The sequence below is a fragment of the Leeuwenhoekiella obamensis genome, from assembly GCF_055391795.1.
The window spans coordinates 3,581,727-3,599,661 of sequence record NZ_AP029251.1 but is presented as its reverse complement, the minus strand read 5'-3'; the positions used below and the strand labels follow the sequence as shown (position 1 = coordinate 3,599,661).

Below are 17,935 nucleotides of genomic sequence, written 5' to 3'. Positions count from 1 at the left end.
CTTAATTGGCAGTTTTTTTATTTTTGGCAAATGCTAAACAACGATCCCATAGGATTTTTTGACAGCGGCGTGGGCGGCACGTCTATATGGCGCGAGGTCATACAGCGGCTGCCGTATGAGAACACCATTTATCTGGCAGATTCTAAGAATGCACCTTACGGCGAAAAAGACAAAGACGCCATCATTGAGCTATCGATAAAAAACACCGAATATCTGCTTTCTCAAAACTGTAAACTCATCGTTGTAGCCTGCAATACCGCGACCACAAATGCGATACAGCACTTACGTGAAAAGTACGATGTTCCCTTCATCGGGATCGAGCCTGCCATTAAACCTGCTGCATTAAATACAAAGAATGGCGCCATAGGTATCTTAGCCACAAAAGGAACGCTTAGCAGCAGCCTTTTTGCAAAAACTTCTAGCCTATTTGCCAGCAATATCGAAGTGATAGAAACAATGGGAACTGGCCTTGTAGAACTTATTGAAGCCGGCCAACTAAATTCTCAAGAAACAAAAAGACTTCTACACCGACTTTTAAAGCCTATGCTTGATAGAAACATAGATCATCTTGTTTTAGGCTGCACTCATTATCCGTATTTGATTCCGTTGTTAAGAGAGATGATGCCAGCATCTGTTAAAATAATAGACTCGGGAGAAGCAGTAGCCAGACAAACGGAAAATATATTACGTACAAGAGAACTTTTGGGCGAAAGCCAAAACCCAACACATTGTCTTTATTCTAATAAATCCATTGCGGTTCTAGAACAACTTACATCAAGTGTTCAAACAGACAAGAAGGTAGAATTTCTAGAATTTTAATTGATCGCAGGACAGAAACACTCGTATTCTTCACGACGCTTACCAAAGTCAAATCCTAGCGTGATCTGATGGAAACCACCATTAGAAAGCACAACACTATTCATCTGGTAAGAATATGTATAGGCAAATAACCAGTCGCCCACGTTCACTCCCAGAACAGGGGTGAGATATTGTAATTTTTGGCTTCTGATCTCTTGACCATCTTCAGTGAATTCTGCGCCATCAAAGCTTCTTCTGTAAGACAAACCGCCCCACAATTGCCCCCAATCAAAAAGTCGGTAGGCTTTGAAGTTAGAATCTACCGTTGCTTCCTGAGTTTCATCAGTGGCTTGAAACATAAGTGAAGGTTCATACTTCCATGGACTATTTGGTTTCCCTAAAATGTATCCAGCCGATAAAATATATCTTCTTTGATTAGTAGACTCAAGCTCTTGTGTAAATAATTCTCGCTGACGCGGAAGCACATTTTTCACCGTTGCGTGGGCAAAGAAATCCAAGAAATAATAGGACATCCCTAGATCAACATTGAAAAAATTATCTGTAGGATTACCACCGGTGATCACAGGGTCAAATGGCTGCGTAGGGAATTCAGTTTCGTCTATTGTGTTTTGAAGAAAACCTACACTTGCTCCAAAAGACAATTGATGCAGGTCGATATAATTTCGCGAAAGCAAAAGATGATAAGCAAACGTACCGTAGAATCCTCTCTGAGAGAAATACCCATTTTGATCTGCAAACATTATTGCTCCCAGACCAACTTTGTCTCCTACTCTACCGTTTATGCTTAAGGTTTGTAAGTTTGGCGCATCTGCAACGTCAAACCATTGCTGCCTGGCAGTAAGTCGTATTTGATTTGCATTTGAAGCACCTGCCATTGCCGGGTGCAATAAATACAGATTATCAGACAGGTAATCAGAATACACTGGGATACCTTCTTGCGCAACACCCCTCGCAGCAACCGCAATTAAAACAACTAAAAGTAATTTTCTAAGCATGTGTGGCTTATTGATTGATGGCTAAGTTCTTTAAGGGGCGATAAATCTAACTAAATATTGTGAGTATACATCGTCTACTTTGTAAAATGTCACCTTAATTGCCGCCCTATTCACTAACTTTGCACAAAATTTTAATATGAGTAAATATAGCATCACTGTAGAGCCTACTTCTAACCCTGCAATTAAGAAATTTCAGGCGAATGAATTTCTAGTAAATCACAAAAGCTATGAGTTTAAAAACATAGATGAAGCAAAAAATTCACCGCTGGCTCAGGAGCTATTTTATCTACCTTTTGTAAAAACGGTATATATCGCACAAAATTTTATCGCTGTTGAGAAATTCAATATTGTTGAGTGGATCGATATTCAAAACGAGCTTGCAAAGCAAATTGAAGATTATCTTAATGATAATGGTGTTCTTATCATCGCAGGAGATGATGATACTAAAAAAGTGCCGCTTACTGTATATGCCGAAAGCACTCCTAATCCAGCAACACTAAAGTTTGTAACTAACAAAAAATTAGTTGTTGAGACGCTAGAGTTTAAAAATATTGAAGAAGCTAAAAACTCTCCACTTGCAATGGCGCTTTTTAACTTCCCGTTTGTTAAGGAGGTTTTTATGGACTCTAACTACATCAGCATCCAGAAATATGATGTTACTGAGTGGGACGAGGTTTTTCAAGATGTAAGAGAATTTATACGTCAATATCTAGAAGACGATAAAGAGGTTCTTAAAGAAGGGTTTACAAAGACTGTACAGCAAAAAGAAGAAGTTACTGAGAAAGCTTTTGAAGCGATGGATGATGTATCGCAGCAAATCCATAATATTCTAGAAGAGTATGTAAAACCAGCTGTTGCTAGTGATGGTGGTAACATACAATTTGACAATTATGATCCAGAAACCAAAAATGTAAAAGTGATCTTACAAGGTGCTTGTAGCGGTTGCCCATCATCAACCTTCACACTTAAGAATGGTATAGAGAACATGTTAAAGCAAATGCTAGGCGATAAGATCAATCATGTAGAAGCGATCAACGCTTAAAAAAAGGTTTTCCTTAACAAAATACCGCTTAGTTTATTGTAACTTAAACGATTGATAAAAAATCGAATAAAAATCTAACATTATGTCAGTTTTAAAAGTTATAGAAGTATTAGCCAGCTCAAACAAAAGTTGGGAACAAGCAACCGCAAACGGTGTTAAGGAAGCTTCAAAAAGTATTAAACACATTCGCTCTGTTTATGTAAAAGAACAAAGCGCTAAAGTAACAGGAGATACAATTTCAGAATATAGAGTGAATCTTAAAATCACTTTTGAAGTAAAGTAGATTCTGTTCTTCAATAACATTTAATCCCGTTATCTAATTTTTCTTGATAACGGGATTTTTAATTTATAACCCGCCACTTCATGGATCACCACAAGCACACTAACGATCTTATACACGAGACCAGCCCTTATCTTTTGCAGCATGCGCATAATCCCGTTAATTGGTGCGCATGGAATGATGATGTTTTGGCTGTAGCCAAAAAAGAAAACAAACTACTCATCATAAGCATAGGATACAGTTCATGTCATTGGTGCCACGTGATGGAGCATGAAAGTTTTGAAGATGAAAGTGTAGCGCAAGTCATGAACGAGAATTACATCAATATTAAAGTGGATCGCGAGGAGCGTCCAGATGTTGATGCTGTTTATATGAATGCGTTACAACTCATGAGCGGAAGAGGCGGCTGGCCATTAAATATCGTTGCTTTGCCAGATGGAAGGCCAGTTTGGGGAGCAACCTATTTACCTAAAGAAAACTGGATAGATGCACTGCAGCAGATCGCTACTTTAAAAACTACAAAACCAGACCAACTTACAAATTATGCCAGCAGGCTAGATGAAGGTTTAAAACAAATGAGCCTTGTGGCGATCAATGAAGATAAGGTTGATATCAACACCGCAATGATCGATAGCACGGTGGCAAAATGGTCGCAGCAGTTTGACTTTAGACTTGGCGGAATGCGACGCGCACCAAAATTCATGATGCCAAATAACTATGAATTTCTATTGCGTTACGGCATTCAGCAGGAAAATGATGATGTTTTGCGTTTTGTAAAAACCACTCTAGAACTAATGGCTTATGGCGGAGTTTATGATCAAATAGGCGGCGGATTTTCGCGATACAGCGTAGATGAAAAATGGCACGTTCCGCATTTTGAGAAAATGCTTTATGATAATGCACAATTACTAAGTTTATACAGCAAAACTTACAAAGCAGAACCTACAAAACTGTATAAAGAAACCGTTTATCAAACGGTAGATTTCCTTAAAAGAGAAATGCTAGACTCTTGCGGCGGCTTTTACTCTGCGCTAGATGCAGATAGTCTTAACAGCAAAAACAAACTAGAAGAAGGCGCATATTACGTCTGGAAAAAAGATGAATTGAAGCAAATTCTGGATCAAGATTTTGAACTTTTTGCCGCCTATTACAACATTAACGATTACGGCTACTGGGAGCATGGTAATTACGTTTTAATTCGTCAGGATAGCGATGCAGATTTTATTGAAGAGCATAGCTTAAATGCCGCTGACTTTGCTTCAAAAAAATCAAAATGGCATTCCGATTTAATGGCTGTAAGAGACAAAAGAGCAAGACCACGTCTTGACGACAAAATTCTCACCAGCTGGAACGGACACATGATCACAGGTCTGGTGAATGCTTTTGAAGCTTTTGGCGAAAGCCAATTTCTACAACTTGCCGAAAGCACAGGGAATTTTATCCTAGAAAAAGCCTTAAGAAATGATGACGGCCTTAATAGAACTTTTAAAAACGGTACGAGTTCGATCAATGCGTATCTAGAGGATTATGCAGCCGTGATCGAGGGATTTTTAAAGCTTTTTGAAGCAACGGGCGAGCAATCTTGGCTTGATCATGCAAACCAACTTACAGATCATGTGATAACGCATTTTGCACATGAGAAAAACAACATGTTCTATTTCACATCAAGCAAAGACACGGCGCTCATCACGCGCAACATAGAATATCTAGACAACGTCATCCCTGCCTCAAACAGCATCATGGCAAAAAATCTTTTTAAACTAGGGCATCTCACTGGCAACAAAAATCATCTAGATCGCGCGGCTGCAATGTTAAACGATATTAACAGCGAGATCACGACATACGCAAGCAGCTACAGCAATTGGCTTGATCTTGCGATGTCATTCACCAATCCGTTTTTTGAGGTGGTGATTACCGGCCCTGATGCAAAAGAGTATTATAAAGAATTGTCTCAAAAATATATTCCGCAGGCGGTTTTCGCTTTAAGCGAAAAAGAAAATAATAACCTCTCAATTTTTAAAAACAGATTCTCAAATGAAGAAACCAAGATCTTCGTTTGTCAAGACAACACATGTAAACTACCTGTAAAATCAGTAGCTGAAGCGCTAGAACTGCTCTAAAATTAACTTTATATAAACATCTTAGACTTTTGATTCTGCTATAGAACCTTGAACTTTGCAACTTCTAAAACTAAAAAACATTTATGGATACAGAAAAGTACATGGAATGGCTAGAAGGCGCTGGAAGTAAGATCATTGATTTTGTGATTTCAGACCTTATCCCATCGATCATCATATTATTAATAGGTCTTTGGTTCATTAAGATCATCAACAGATGGATCAAGAAATTCTTTGACAAGAAGGATTATGACATCACGTTAGAGAAGTTTATAATGGACCTAATGAACTGGACGCTTAAGGTTATCCTTTTCATCATGGTGATCATTAATCTGGGTGTTGAATCTGCCAGCCTACTTGCTGTAATAGGTGCTGCTGGTTTAGCCGTTGGTCTGGCCCTACAAGGATCTTTATCTAATTTTGCTGGCGGTGTACTTATTTTATTGCTTAGACCATTTAAAGTTGGCGACTGGATCTCTGCGCAAGGCGTTGACGGTTCTGTAAAAGAGATCTCTCTTTTTTATACTAAACTTGTGACTTTTGGAAACCAACAAGCGATCATCCCTAACGGTGATCTAGCAAATGGTAATGTGATCAATTATGCTGTAGAAGGTATAAGAAGAGAAGCAATGACTTGGGGAATTCACTACGACAGTGACATTAAGAAAACTAAAGAAATCCTACTAGAACTCGTTGCAGAACAAGGCGACAAGATCTTAGGCGATCCACAACCAGAACCTATGGTGATCGTAACAGAATTAGCAGACAGCTCTGTGAATTTACAGTTGCGTTACTTCACTAAAAACGAAGATTTCTTCCCAATAAAATGGCATATTCTTGAAGAAGGTAAACGCAGACTAGAAGACGCAGGCATTGTGATACCTTACCCACAAAGAGATGTTCACTTCTATCAAGAAGGCAACATTGTAACTTCGGCTAAATAATTATCGCCCGGCGATAAAATCTTTAAGATAAAAAGGCTCAAAATAGGCGACATCCTCGATGTCGCTTTTTTTGTATTTCGCTTCCGCGAAAAGGAGCATTTCACGTGCCGATGGCAAAGCATCAGTGATAAAAACGGTATTATCGCTTGAGCAAATCTCTTTGAATTTTTCAACGCCATTACCCACAAAAGCGACTTTACCTTTCTCTAGATATTCTGCGAAAGAATCTTCAGTAAGAACTTCTGCTTTTATTTCTCTTATAAGATCAAGATCGCCATCATAGACGGCGCTATACACTTCCATTCTACGAGCATCTAGCATTGGGATGATGTAGTCGGCATTTTGGCCTTGAGCCTGAACAGCAAGCGATGTAAGCGTATCTATAGCCAGCAACGGAATATTTTGCGCAAAGCATAAGCCTTTTGCACTGCTTACACCTATTCTTAAACCTGTATAAGATCCAGGACCGCGGCTTATCGCAACAGCATCTAGATCAGAATTGGTTAAATTATTCTGATCTAGCATTTGAGCTATGTATTTATGAAGACGCTCTGCATGGCTGTAGTTCGCCCCCATATCTTCAATAAGATCGAGGAGTTTACCATCTTCGCCCAATGCAACAGAACAGTTTGTTGTTGTAGTCTCTAGTGCGAGAATCAATCCCATAAATTAATCTTCTGGATTAAAACCTTCGTTTTTGGCAACTTCTACTTTGTCACCAGCTTTAAGTGTTTTTGTCACCACGTTGTAAGGACCTACGATCACAGTCTCACCTGGCTTTAAACCGCTCACGATCTCTATATTAGAATCATCTTGAATTCCGGTTTTAACCACTCTTAGTTTAGCCTCGTCACCTTCTTTTACAAAAACACACTCATATTGTTTGTCGCCAATGATCTCGCTAGGTTTCTTAGTTCCTGTTGTGTCATTCTTGATCACAATAGCACTAATAGGCACACCTACAACCTTAGGCTTACGGCTCGTGATAACGTCTACCGTTGCCGTCATACCTGGTCTAAATGGAGAATAACTTTCAGATTTACCTTCTAGTAGATCTCTGTAAGAATCCTCAAGAACTCTAACTTTTACCTTAAAGTTTGTAACTTGATCTGCGGTAAGGCTTGCCTCAGCAGAGTTTGCGATCTCTGTAACAATACCTTTAAATTCTCTTTTTAAGTAAGCATCAACTTCAATATTCGCAGAATCGCCTACGTTGATCTTTACAATGTCATTTTCATTAACATCTACTTCAACCTCCATATTCACAAGATCTGCAACGCGCATCATCTCTGTACCCGTCATTTGTGCAGTTCCTACAACACGTTCCCCAAGCTCTACATCTAGGCTAGAAATAGTACCAGACATTGGAGCATAAATTGTAGTACGCTCAAGGTTGTCTCTACTTTGTTTCACATTTGCAGCAGCACTCTGAACATTGTAATACGCAGATTGCACATTAGCCTCTCCTATTTCATAGTCACTCACGATCTGATCCCAAGTAGATTTTGAGATCACCTCTTTTTCATAAAGAGGTTTGTTTCGCTGGTAATTTAGCTCTGCTCGTTTAAGACTAGCTTTTGCTTGAGCGAGACCAGCACGCATATTTTGTAAAGATGCTTGCGCTTGTGATAATGCACTTTGCACAAGGTCTGGATTTATTCTTGCAAGAAGATCACCTTTTACTACAGTTTGTCCTTCTTGTACTGGAAGCTCGATGATCTCACCAGAAACTTCAGAAGATATCTTAACCTCTACCTCCGGTTGAATTTTACCCGTTGCCGCTACGGTTTGTACAATATCCATCTCTGCGATCTCTTGCACCTGGATCGCTTTAAAGTTACCGCCGTTACCAAACCATCCTGCTTTTTTGCCTCCTATAAGAAGAAGTACTAACACAACAGCTATCGATAAGATTATAATAAGTGTTTTTTTGTTCATCGCTAAAATTTTAATTCAGTAACAGGGACACCAAAGTACAGCTCAAGCACTTTAAGTCTAAAAATATAATCGTATTTAGTTCTATTTAAATTCAGTAAAGCGTTGTCATAACGCTGTTTCACTTGATTAAATTCAAAAGCATTAGATAGGCCTTCTTCATAACGAATCTGCGCATATTCTGACGCAAGTCTTGTAGACTCTATCGCTGCTTGCGCTGCTTGATATGCCTTTAAAGAACCTTGTGCATCCAGATATGCTTGATAGATGCTAGACTCAAGATCAAGCTCTGCCTGCTCTAGATTGTACTGCGCACGCAAAGCATTTACCTTACTACGCTTTACTTGATTTCTAGAAGCAAAACCATTAAGCACTGGGATGTTTAATTGAAATCCGTATGAAATACCATCATTAAGATATAATTGCTCAAAAAATGGAGTGGGACTGCTAAGTGCGGTAACAAAATTAGGAGCAACCACGGCATCACCCGTGTTTTGCACAACACCTATTTGCTGTGTAGGCTCATCAGGATCAACACCTGCTAAAATAGCTCTACCTTGACCAGACTCACGTGTATTATAATTTATAAAAGCTCCTAAAGTAGGATAATATGAACCACGAGCGATCTCTACATCCTTTTCAGCCAATTGAAGATTTTGCTCAGCGATTTTGATCTCGTAGCGCTCTTCGCGTGCTGCTTCAACAATTTCATCTGGTTGTCTCATTAAGATCTCTTCACCAGCGATACCATAACCCTCATCTGCGATATCAAAATTCTTGTAATCCTTTATCGCGATCATTTGCGCAAGACCTATTAAAGAGATCTGCACGGCATTTTCAGCCTCTACAATTTGCTGCTCTTCACTCATGTATTGTGCTTGGGCTTCTAGAAGATCTGCTCTGGGTAATTCGCCTGCGTCAACAAGCACTTCGGTTCTTGAAATTTGTTCTTCAGTAACTAGATGTTGTGTTTTTAGCGTTTCAACATTAGATTTGTTTTGAAGAATCGTCAGGTAATTATTAGCTACCATTAGCGCAATATCATCTTCCATTTTCTCAAGACTATATTGAGCGGCGATCTTTGATAGCTTTGCACGTTGCGTTTGTTTAAAATTACGCAGACCATCAAATAACGTTAATGATGCTGTGGCATTCGCCGAAAAGTTCCTTACCGTTTGTGTTTGCAAAACTCCGGTAGTTACGTTTTGGGTAAGACCCGTATTCCAAGAATTGCTTCCTTGAAGGTTTACACTTGGGATGAAGTTCCCAAATGCATCGTATTTATCAATTTCAGCGGCTTCAATATCTAACATTGACTGACGGATAGAAATATTATTTTCCATCGCAAGCGTGAGAACTTCTTGAAGCGTGTATTCTTTTTGGCTATAAGCCGAAAAACCTATCAACCCTAAAAAAGCACAAATAATAATTTTTCTCATAACCTTAGTTCTGGTTGATTTGTATATCGTGAACACAGATTGTTACAATTGGTTACATTTTTTTTCTAAAAATCACCAATTTAATGATTTGGCAAGCATATGTGAATATACAATTACCACTTCAATTGATCACTAAAGTATTAAATTATTGGCTCTTTGCCTTACGTTGAGATTTGTAAATGTAGAAGATCACAACACCCACCAGCACATAAGGAATGATCATAAGATAAAGAATACCATTATTCACACCTTGCGCCATACTATCATCTGTATCACTTTGCAGTGCAGCACGACACATAGCACATTGGGCTTTCGCCGAAAGGCTAACAAACAAAATGAATAAAGTGATGACAATCTTTCTAAACATAGATTATGGGTAATAAGGAGAGATCATAACGTAAACGATCACACCAGTAATCGCAACATATAACCAGATAGGAAAAGTGATCCTAGCGATCTTACGGTGCATTACAAAGCGACCGGTGATGGCTCTTACATACGTGATCAATACAAAAGGTATTACACCTATTGAAAGTAAAATATGCGATATAAGAATGAAGTAATAGAAATAAGCATAACTGCCTATTGACGCCTTTTCGGTAGCTGAAAGCACGCCGTCAAGATCGATATCTCCAAACTTTGTACTATCTGAAGTTGCGTGATACAAAACGTACATCAACAAGAACATCACCGAAAGAATGATCGCAAACTTCATCAAACTTTCATGTGCTTTAACTTTACCATTTCTCACTAGGAAAAAGGCCGCGATAAGAACAACAGCGGTAAGTGCGTTAATGCCGGCATAAATAGGAGGCAAAAATCCCATACGCTCTACCCCCGGAATTCTGATGGTAAACAAAATAGCTACCGCAACAGGTATTGCGATAGACAAGGCAATGATCCAGCCTTTATATTTCTTTTGATCTGCGTTAACTTCACTCATTATCTAGGGTGTATTAATCTTGTTTAAGAAGCTTTTTAATATCTGTAATTAAAATATCGATCTGTGGATCTTCCTGACCATCCTTCACTTCACCACGAGGAATATTACCGCGATAGTACACTAATGGATTGCCAAAATCATCCAGACGCGATCTGATAAAACCATTTTGATCTACAAGCGCAAATAACCCAGAGTGCGTAAAACTCGCTTCAAGATTAGGATTTGCCTGCGCATTGATATTAAAACCTATATTACTAAGATCATAAATAGTCTCTCTATCGCCAGTAAGATAATGCCAGTTAGGATGCACCGCGCCATAAGCCGCTGCATATTTTTTTAAAACCTCTGGCGTATCGTATTCTGGATCTATGCTTATGCTCGCAATACCAAAATCTTCTCTATCTGCAAACTCGTTCTGGATCTCAATAAGATTCTTACTCATAGGTATACAAATATCTGGACATCTTGTGAAAAAGAATTCTACAAGAAAAACCTTCCCACGATACGATTTATCAGTGATCGTATCGTTGTTCTGATCTATAAGTTTAAACTCAGGAACCTTTCTATCCTTGCCGTTAATGGTTATATAAGATAGCTCACCAGATTCAGCGGAATTGTCAACTTTATCAATAGCGGCTACTTCTCCACGCACCACGTCGCCCTCATTTACACGTTTAATGATGTTTTTAACCGAGATAAATCCAAAGATTAAAACGATTATAGCAATACCTATGTAGGTTTGTTTTTTTGTCATCTTAAATTTTTCTGTCAGCGTTATTCTTCTTCAGCGCAAGACGATATTCTGCCAGTAATATCTTCACATCATCCTTCATTTTGTTAGACATCTCAGCTGCATCTTCAGCGTTATATCCATACAAAATCTCAACATCCTCGTCATCATCACGACCTCTTAAACTCGCCTTTTTATCAATTAAAAATACATAAGGAGAATAACCATCAGTAAGCGTGAAATTTGTCTCTAGACTATTAAAAACGCTCTCTATTTCTTGCCTTTCGGCGAAAACAAAATGCCAATGATCTAGATCACTGATAACGCTAAGCTCGTCTTCTACCTTTTGCAAAGCTTCTTTATCAAAGTCTTTTGAAACTAAGAACACAAACTGAAAATCTTGAAACTTCCCGAAGTATTTATAGATCTTCTGATTAAGATTAAAAAGTGTACCACCATCTGCAACAAGCTCATCTCCTAGAAAGCCTAAAACAGTGATCTTACCTTCTAACTTAATATCTTCATTAAAATCTAATTCTTCCACATGCTCTGTGAGCACAGGTAATTTTGCAAAATTATGTATCCCCGAAGCAAAGAAAAGATAGGCCACGATGGGAAGAATAAAGAGTACGCCAAGTATGATAAATTTCTTCACGGATCAATAGAAACTTTGGTATGCAAATTTCGATATAAAAGGGCTATTTCCCAGCTTTAAAGCAAAAAAAAGACGGTGATTAACACCGTCTTTTTTAATAGTTATATTTTCTTAGAAGTTCCAGTTTTGATAACCGTTGTTGTAAACTTCAAATATGTAATCACCTTCAGTTAAAAGTATAAATACTAAATAACAAATAAGGAAGATCCCCGTCCACACAACTGCGCGGCGTAGACCTTTACTTTCATGCTCCATGTGCATGAACGCCCAAGTGATATAGTATGCTTTTGCAATAGTTAGGATAATAAAGATCCAGTTTAGCAAGCTCATACTTATAAGTTTTGTATGAACTAAAAATTCTGGTCTGATGATACCTAAGATAACCTCTACAATTGTGATTACAGATAGTATCCCAAAAACTGTCCAGATTCTTTTTGCTGCTGATTCGTGATGTCCTGCTTCGTGTGCCATTTTATCGACTTATTGTGCTTTTCGCTTTAAGCGAAAAAGAATTTTATTTTTTATACCAGATAGAAGAATGTAAATACAAATACCCAAACAAGGTCTACAAAGTGCCAGTAAAGACCAACTTTCTCTACCATTTCATAGCTTCCTCTTCTTTGGTAAGTACCTAGGATCACATTGATGAAGATAATGATGTTTATCACAACTCCAGAGAATACGTGAAATCCGTGGAAACCGGTTATGAAGAAAAAGAAATCTGCGAATAATGGGTGACCATATTCATTATGTTTAAGGTTTGCACCTCTTACGATCCCTTTACCATCTGCAGTAAGTTTTTGAAGAGACTCTTCGCGAGAAAGAATGATCTTCTCACCTTCTTCATTTACTTCTTGAACTCTAATTCTAAGATCATCATGAGCTTCAAATCCGGCTACAACTTGATCTAGCGTTACATCTGGAAGACTGCTTTCGCTCTCGTACCAAAATGCTGTACTTCTTGTGATCTCTTCACGCTCAGAGTGAACACCCATGTCTGCAAATTCTTCAAGCGCTACACGCTCTCCTTCTGCATTTACAAATTGAAGTATTCTATTTGCTTTAGTCTCAACTGCACCAAATTCTCCTTTGATAAAAGTATTCCACTCCCATGCTTGTGATCCTACGAATATGATACCACCCACGATAGTGAAGAACATATACCAGATAACTTTGTTTTGCTTCATTCTATGACCTGCGTCAACAGCCAGCACCATTGTAACTGACGAGAAGATCAGGATGAATGTCATAAAAGCCACATAATACATAGGTGCTTCTACACCATGTAAAAATGGAAAGTGAGTAAAAACTTCGTCTGCTATAGGCCAACGATCTATAAATTTAAATCTTGAGAAACCATAAGCGGCTAAGAATGCTGAGAAGGTTAATGCATCAGACAAGATGAAAAACCACATCATCATTTTACCATAACTGGCCTTGAGTGGCTGCTGGCTTCCGCCTCCCCATGTTTTTCCTTCGGTACCCGTACTAACAGTAGCGTCCATAAAAGTTTATTGGTATTATAAGTGTTGCAAAAATATGTATTTTAAAAATGTTAATCAAAGCTAAAATCCGTATTTATAATAGATATAATTAGCATTGATCACAATTACTTCTATTTACCTGAAATACATCAGGAAAATTAATAGGTATAACCACAAGAAATCTACAAAATGCCAAAAGGTCGCACCCAGTTCGACGCCAAGTGTTTGCCCGTTCTTGTACTTACCCATCAATTGCTTAGCTAGCAACACAGCAAGAACAATGATCCCAGCTGCTATATGCACTATATGACTAAAAACAAAAACGTAAATAAATGATGTTGTAACGGTACTTTGACCGCCAGTAGGATAATATCCTTGATCTATGATCTCTCCAAAACCTACAAATTGCAGCCATACAAACACAGAACCTAGCGCAAGTGTGATCAACAAAAATGCACTTCCTAGAGAAGATTTCTCTTTTCTTACAAACATTTTTGCAAGATGCATCGTCACGCTACTTGCTAAAATGATCGCTGTACTGATGTAAAAAGCCTGCGGTAATTCAAAATGTGTCAGCCAGTCTTTGCGCTCTTTACTTACAATATACGCACTTGTAAGACCCGCAAACATCATACTCAAACTAATGATGCCAAACCACAGCATCATCTTTTTAGATCGCACTAACTTCTCCTCCTCTGTACGTTGATTAAGCTCCATCTATCTTAAAAATTTATCAGCAACATAAATAAGTTGTATCAATGTAATATAGCTTACGCTGGAAAGCATAAGTCGCTTAGCCGTTACATTATTTTGGTATTTGTACAGCCTGAAGGCATAATACAACATTCCTAAACCTAAAACACCCACAACCACTGCAGAAACCACTGAAAGTTGCAGCTTACCAGTAACACCAAAGACAGGAACAATAGAAATAAGAATCGTCCAAACGGTATATAAGATCACCTGCAAAGCTGTGGTTTTGTCCTTTTCGCCGGAAGGCAACATCGCAAAACCTCCTTTTTTATAATCGTCATATAAAAACCACCCGATAGCCCAAAAGTGCGGAAACTGCCAGAAAAACTGTATCATGAACAAAGTTCCGGCTTCAATACCAAAATCTCCTGTAGCTGCAACCCAACCTAACATATAAGGGATCGCACCAGGAAAAGCACCCACAAAAACCGATAGCGGCGTGCGCGTCTTAAGCGGTGTATAGCAGCACACATATAGAAAGATGCTCACTCCGCCAAAAAAAGCAGTTTTAGGATTGATGTAATATAAAGTAAGTAAACCTAGAATTGTAAAAGCGCTAGCGATCGCAAAAGCTTGCTTCACGCTCATTCTCCCAGCAGGAACAGGACGATTTTTTGTACGATCCATAAGCGCATCAAGATCGCGCTCTATGATCTGGTTGTAAGCGTTAGAAGCGCCCACCATAAAATAGCCGCCTATTGCAAGCAAGCCTACTGTAAACCAATCTATAACAAGAGCTCCCAGAAGATAACCTGCTAAACTAGAAAACACCACGCTAACCGCGAGGCGCATCTTAGTGATCTCCTTAAAATCATGCCATGCAGAAATCTTGGCTGTATTTGTTTTTGCTAAGCTCAAAGAGGCTGTTTTCACGTCCCTAAAAAAGTGGTGCAAAGATACTTCACCGCATTGGTCTACACAATGTAATTGAGACTTATTGCTTGTTAAAAGAAGTTCATTGATTTTGAAAGATTTGGCTTACGCCAAAAACAGATACGCAACTATACCGCAGACCGTAAAACCCAGAATAGCATTTAATGCCTGCACCCAGCCGTCACCATAAACGCTAGTGCGCTCTTTAATAAACCATTTAAATGGCAACGGTTTTTTAAACAAAACCAACCTAAACAAATTAATTATAAAGAAAAGAACAGATGCTCCAATTATACCGAAGAGGTAAATGAAAATATCTGCTACTAAAAAATTCATTTTTTATAATAGACATTATCATACACCTGAACACGCTCCCACAAAGCCTCTGATTCTTCAATAAATTTGAGATGCGCAGGTTCCTTTTGATACAGATCTTGTGCTTCTTTAGACGGGAAAGATAAGATCAATGAATACGTCCAGGAATTATCAACCACATCACGCGGTGTTTTAGCTGGCTCTCCGATGAATTTAGTTTTTGCGTATTCGCTATTATCCATGAATTTGTTGAGCGAAGTAAGAAATGCTTCTCGATCTGCTTCATTATCCGGATTATTCAACCAGAAATAAACAACATGCACAAAGTTTTGATCTAATTCCATTTTATGTGATTCTTGATTTTCTTTGGCGCAAGCCAAAAACAAAAGTGAAACAATCGCAGTGATAAATATCTTTCTCATAATTAGATTTTAAAAATCATAATACCAGTTAAACAAGTCTGTCCTGAAACCAAAATTCACCCACAATGTATTTTCTTCAAGATTTACAGGGTCTGGAAACTGTGTTTTGTTGTTTCTATAAAGCAGGCTGGTGTAAAACTTAAGATTAGTCGCAGGATTTACTAGATAACCCAACTCAAGCTGACCTAGCAAAGTTTTTGTCTCATTACCCTGCCCTAGCAGAATCCCGTTATCGCTTGGACGGTTCTCATCGCTACCATAAATGCTTCCGCCATAATACACATCGTTTATATCACCCATTTCAAAACCGCGTTTACCGTAGATCAACTTCCCTGTACCATACCAGCGGTCGTTTTGATAACGTGCTATCGCAATATATTCTCTGAAGTTCGCTCCCCACAAATGCCCCATCGACTGGTTAACATGCCCATAATTCAACTGAATCTCATTGTTGCTATACACATAAGGTCGCACTTGGTTAAATTCCATTTGCAAAGTGAGGTTAGGAATTTTAAAAGCATCATAATATTTAAAGCCCAGCTGCACGCCTTGTTTATTCTTATAACTATGATCATTACCTGTTAAGGCTCCAGTAGAAAACTCGTCAATGATGATCTGCGAATACATATTAAACTGATCGCTGAATTTATATTTGGCGCTAAGCCCAATTAAAGCATTACCACCACGAGAACCAGTACTAAATTCTATCGCACGATAAAAAATTATAGGATTGAGATAGTTAATATCAAAACCACGATCATTGTCATCTTCCCAGATCACATTCTCAAAAAAGCCTAGATTAAGACGCTTTGTTACATTGACACTCAAGTAGTGATTTGCCATATATTTTGTTCTGAAACTTCCATCTGCAACAACTTCTGGGCGCACATCACGTAGCGACATCCAGGTGTTTGTGTATTTAAATTTCCAGAATGTGGTATTCAATTTTAAAAACGGATAAGAACTAGCGGCATCACTCATCAACAAAGAGCGATAACCATCGCCTATAAAATTCTTACCATGGCCAAATTGAACATTAAAATGCTCATCAAACGTATACGACAAATGCGCCTCTGCAACAGGATAATCAAAATCCCCAGCGTTTGCCTCTTCTGAAACTCCGCGTCCTGGGATCACAGCAGGATTTCCTCCATCTGGACGAATACTTCTCGCATACCTATTGAAGAACCCCGGAAAAGTCCCTTGACTTTCATAAAACGCAGTGTAAAATCCTAACTTCTTCCCGATACCACCTTGAAAAACTACTGCACGTGTATTGTTGTACGTAAAACTCTGATCTTCGTTATCAGCAGTTTCAAAACCCAATTGCAGATCTGCCGCAGGATCAAGTGTAAACCAGTAGTCTTCACCTTGCAAAGTCACCATGCGTTCATTCCAAAATTTACGCCCAAACCAAGAAGATTTATCTTTCTTTAAACGCTCATTCTCACCTTCTAGATCATAATATTTATCAACGTAAGCGTAGGTAAAAGGCTTATACGCCGTGTGGCTGTTTGTGCCCACAAGATTCATTTGTTGATCAAAGCGACTGTACAATTGATGACTGAATGGGATATAGATCTGGCTTTTGTATTCGTTATTATTGTAACCCGAAGTCTTTATATTCTCATATTCACTTTTGATCGCAGCAGCTTGCTCACTCAGATCTTTCACTTTTTTAGTTTCAGCCGTAGCAGAGAGATTAGCTTGCATTGGGATCTTCACAGGAAGACTAAACTGCATATATGTAGGTCTGCCGTTGTAAGTTGCTGGGTTTATTTTTGGCAACTTGCCAAAAACCCTTTTTAACTCATCTTTTAATTCTGTGTAAGCCGCATCAATGGTAAGCACTTCAAAATTTCCCTCTTTAGAAACTTCAAACAAAACAAAAGCTTCACCTGTGTAATTCTCCTCTGCAACTATTGAAGGTTCTTCAAAATTTGAAATCAAAAAAGAGATCAAAGTATCATCAAAACATTTTGAGAGATCAGCAACATCAACGTTTGCACATTCTTCAAAAACTGGATATTTTTCAAATGGCGAGTAATCACCCTGTGCAGCACAAGGGATTGCAAAAAATAGAAGCGCAAATAAAGGTAGGATACAACGCATTAAAGGTAGATTTTTAAGGCGTCCACAAGATATAGCTTTTTTCTCTTTCGCTTAAGCGAAAAAAAATCCGCCTTGAT

20 protein-coding genes are annotated in these 17,935 nt (G+C 38.5%); 5 read left to right on the top strand and 15 right to left on the bottom strand.

All coding sequences use genetic code 11. The features are described from left to right. Positions 1–30 precede the first annotated feature (30 nt). A complete protein-coding gene (gene murI, locus ACZ5L8_RS15820) occupies positions 31–819 on the top strand; it encodes a glutamate racemase (protein WP_464438611.1) in 789 nt (262 codons plus the stop codon). On the opposite strand, the gene ACZ5L8_RS15815 is transcribed toward murI, so the two are convergent. Then, positions 816–1,814: a PorP/SprF family type IX secretion system membrane protein gene (locus ACZ5L8_RS15815; RefSeq protein ID WP_464438610.1), complete on the bottom strand. Its 999-nt coding sequence runs from the start codon at positions 1,812–1,814 to the stop codon at positions 816–818. The genes murI and ACZ5L8_RS15815 overlap by 4 nt on opposite strands. A 136-nt stretch (positions 1,815–1,950) precedes the next feature. Between ACZ5L8_RS15815 and ACZ5L8_RS15810 the strand changes: the two genes are divergently transcribed. From ACZ5L8_RS15810 to ACZ5L8_RS15795, 4 genes are all read left to right on the top strand, one after another. Next, positions 1,951–2,856 (top strand): NifU family protein, encoded by a 906-nt coding sequence (locus tag ACZ5L8_RS15810; RefSeq protein WP_462599692.1) that lies wholly within the window; start codon positions 1,951–1,953, stop codon positions 2,854–2,856. 82 nt (positions 2,857–2,938) lie between these two features. Next, positions 2,939–3,139, top strand: a complete 201-nt coding sequence (locus ACZ5L8_RS15805; RefSeq protein WP_462599693.1) for a dodecin family protein — start codon at positions 2,939–2,941, stop codon at positions 3,137–3,139. Between the two features lie 80 nt (positions 3,140–3,219). Next, complete coding sequence (locus tag ACZ5L8_RS15800; protein WP_464438609.1) at positions 3,220–5,256, top strand: thioredoxin domain-containing protein; 2,037 nt, start codon at positions 3,220–3,222, stop codon at positions 5,254–5,256. Positions 5,257–5,339: 83 nt separating this feature from the next. Continuing rightward, positions 5,340–6,197 carry a mechanosensitive ion channel family protein gene (locus tag ACZ5L8_RS15795; protein ID WP_464438608.1) on the top strand — a complete coding sequence of 286 codons (858 nt, stop codon included), beginning with the start codon at positions 5,340–5,342 and terminating at the stop codon, positions 6,195–6,197. Here the strand turns inward: ACZ5L8_RS15795 and tsaB are convergent, their stop codons facing one another. The 14 genes from tsaB to ACZ5L8_RS15725 all read right to left on the bottom strand — a co-directional run bounded on the left by tsaB (position 6,198) and on the right by ACZ5L8_RS15725 (position 17,858). Further along, positions 6,198–6,863, bottom strand: a complete 666-nt coding sequence (gene tsaB / locus ACZ5L8_RS15790; RefSeq protein WP_464438607.1) for a tRNA (adenosine(37)-N6)-threonylcarbamoyltransferase complex dimerization subunit type 1 TsaB — start codon at positions 6,861–6,863, stop codon at positions 6,198–6,200. 3 nt (positions 6,864–6,866) lie between these two features. After that, complete coding sequence (locus tag ACZ5L8_RS15785) at positions 6,867–8,135, bottom strand: efflux RND transporter periplasmic adaptor subunit (RefSeq protein ID WP_464438606.1); 1,269 nt, start codon at positions 8,133–8,135, stop codon at positions 6,867–6,869. A 2-nt stretch (positions 8,136–8,137) separates the two neighbouring features. Beyond that, a complete protein-coding gene (locus tag ACZ5L8_RS15780; protein ID WP_464438605.1) occupies positions 8,138–9,571 on the bottom strand; it encodes a TolC family protein in 1,434 nt (477 codons plus the stop codon). Between the two features lie 145 nt (positions 9,572–9,716). Continuing rightward, the gene (locus ACZ5L8_RS15775; RefSeq protein ID WP_462599699.1) at positions 9,717–9,938 is read right to left on the bottom strand and encodes a hypothetical protein; all 222 of its coding nucleotides are present in this window, start codon (positions 9,936–9,938) and stop codon (positions 9,717–9,719) included. A gap of 3 nt (positions 9,939–9,941) precedes the next feature. Then, positions 9,942–10,514, bottom strand: coding sequence for a DUF420 domain-containing protein (locus ACZ5L8_RS15770; protein WP_464438604.1), 573 nt, complete (start codon positions 10,512–10,514; stop codon positions 9,942–9,944). Positions 10,515–10,527: 13 nt separating this feature from the next. Continuing rightward, positions 10,528–11,268, bottom strand: coding sequence for an SCO family protein (locus ACZ5L8_RS15765; RefSeq protein WP_464438603.1), 741 nt, complete (start codon positions 11,266–11,268; stop codon positions 10,528–10,530). Between the two features lies 1 nt (position 11,269). Continuing rightward, complete coding sequence (locus ACZ5L8_RS15760) at positions 11,270–11,899, bottom strand: hypothetical protein (RefSeq protein ID WP_462599702.1); 630 nt, start codon at positions 11,897–11,899, stop codon at positions 11,270–11,272. A 111-nt stretch (positions 11,900–12,010) separates the two neighbouring features. Next, the gene (locus ACZ5L8_RS15755) at positions 12,011–12,370 is read right to left on the bottom strand and encodes a cytochrome C oxidase subunit IV family protein (RefSeq protein ID WP_464438602.1); all 360 of its coding nucleotides are present in this window, start codon (positions 12,368–12,370) and stop codon (positions 12,011–12,013) included. A gap of 50 nt (positions 12,371–12,420) precedes the next feature. Next, complete coding sequence (locus tag ACZ5L8_RS15750; RefSeq protein WP_464438601.1) at positions 12,421–13,404, bottom strand: cytochrome c oxidase subunit 3; 984 nt, start codon at positions 13,402–13,404, stop codon at positions 12,421–12,423. Between the two features lie 114 nt (positions 13,405–13,518). Beyond that, positions 13,519–14,100, bottom strand: a complete 582-nt coding sequence (locus ACZ5L8_RS15745; RefSeq protein WP_464438600.1) for a cytochrome c oxidase subunit 3 — start codon at positions 14,098–14,100, stop codon at positions 13,519–13,521. Beyond that, the gene (gene cyoE / locus ACZ5L8_RS15740) at positions 14,101–14,994 is read right to left on the bottom strand and encodes a heme o synthase (RefSeq protein ID WP_464438599.1); all 894 of its coding nucleotides are present in this window, start codon (positions 14,992–14,994) and stop codon (positions 14,101–14,103) included. Between the two features lie 120 nt (positions 14,995–15,114). Then, on the bottom strand, positions 15,115–15,345 hold the full coding sequence (locus ACZ5L8_RS15735; protein WP_464438598.1) for a hypothetical protein: 231 nt from the start codon (positions 15,343–15,345) through the stop codon (positions 15,115–15,117). Further along, positions 15,342–15,746, bottom strand: coding sequence for a Dabb family protein (locus ACZ5L8_RS15730; protein WP_464438597.1), 405 nt, complete (start codon positions 15,744–15,746; stop codon positions 15,342–15,344). Before ACZ5L8_RS15730 ends, ACZ5L8_RS15735 begins: the two co-directional genes overlap by 4 nt. A gap of 9 nt (positions 15,747–15,755) precedes the next feature. Next, positions 15,756–17,858, bottom strand: a complete 2,103-nt coding sequence (locus tag ACZ5L8_RS15725) for a gliding motility protein RemB (protein WP_464438596.1) — start codon at positions 17,856–17,858, stop codon at positions 15,756–15,758. Between the last annotated feature and the right edge of the window lie 77 nt (positions 17,859–17,935).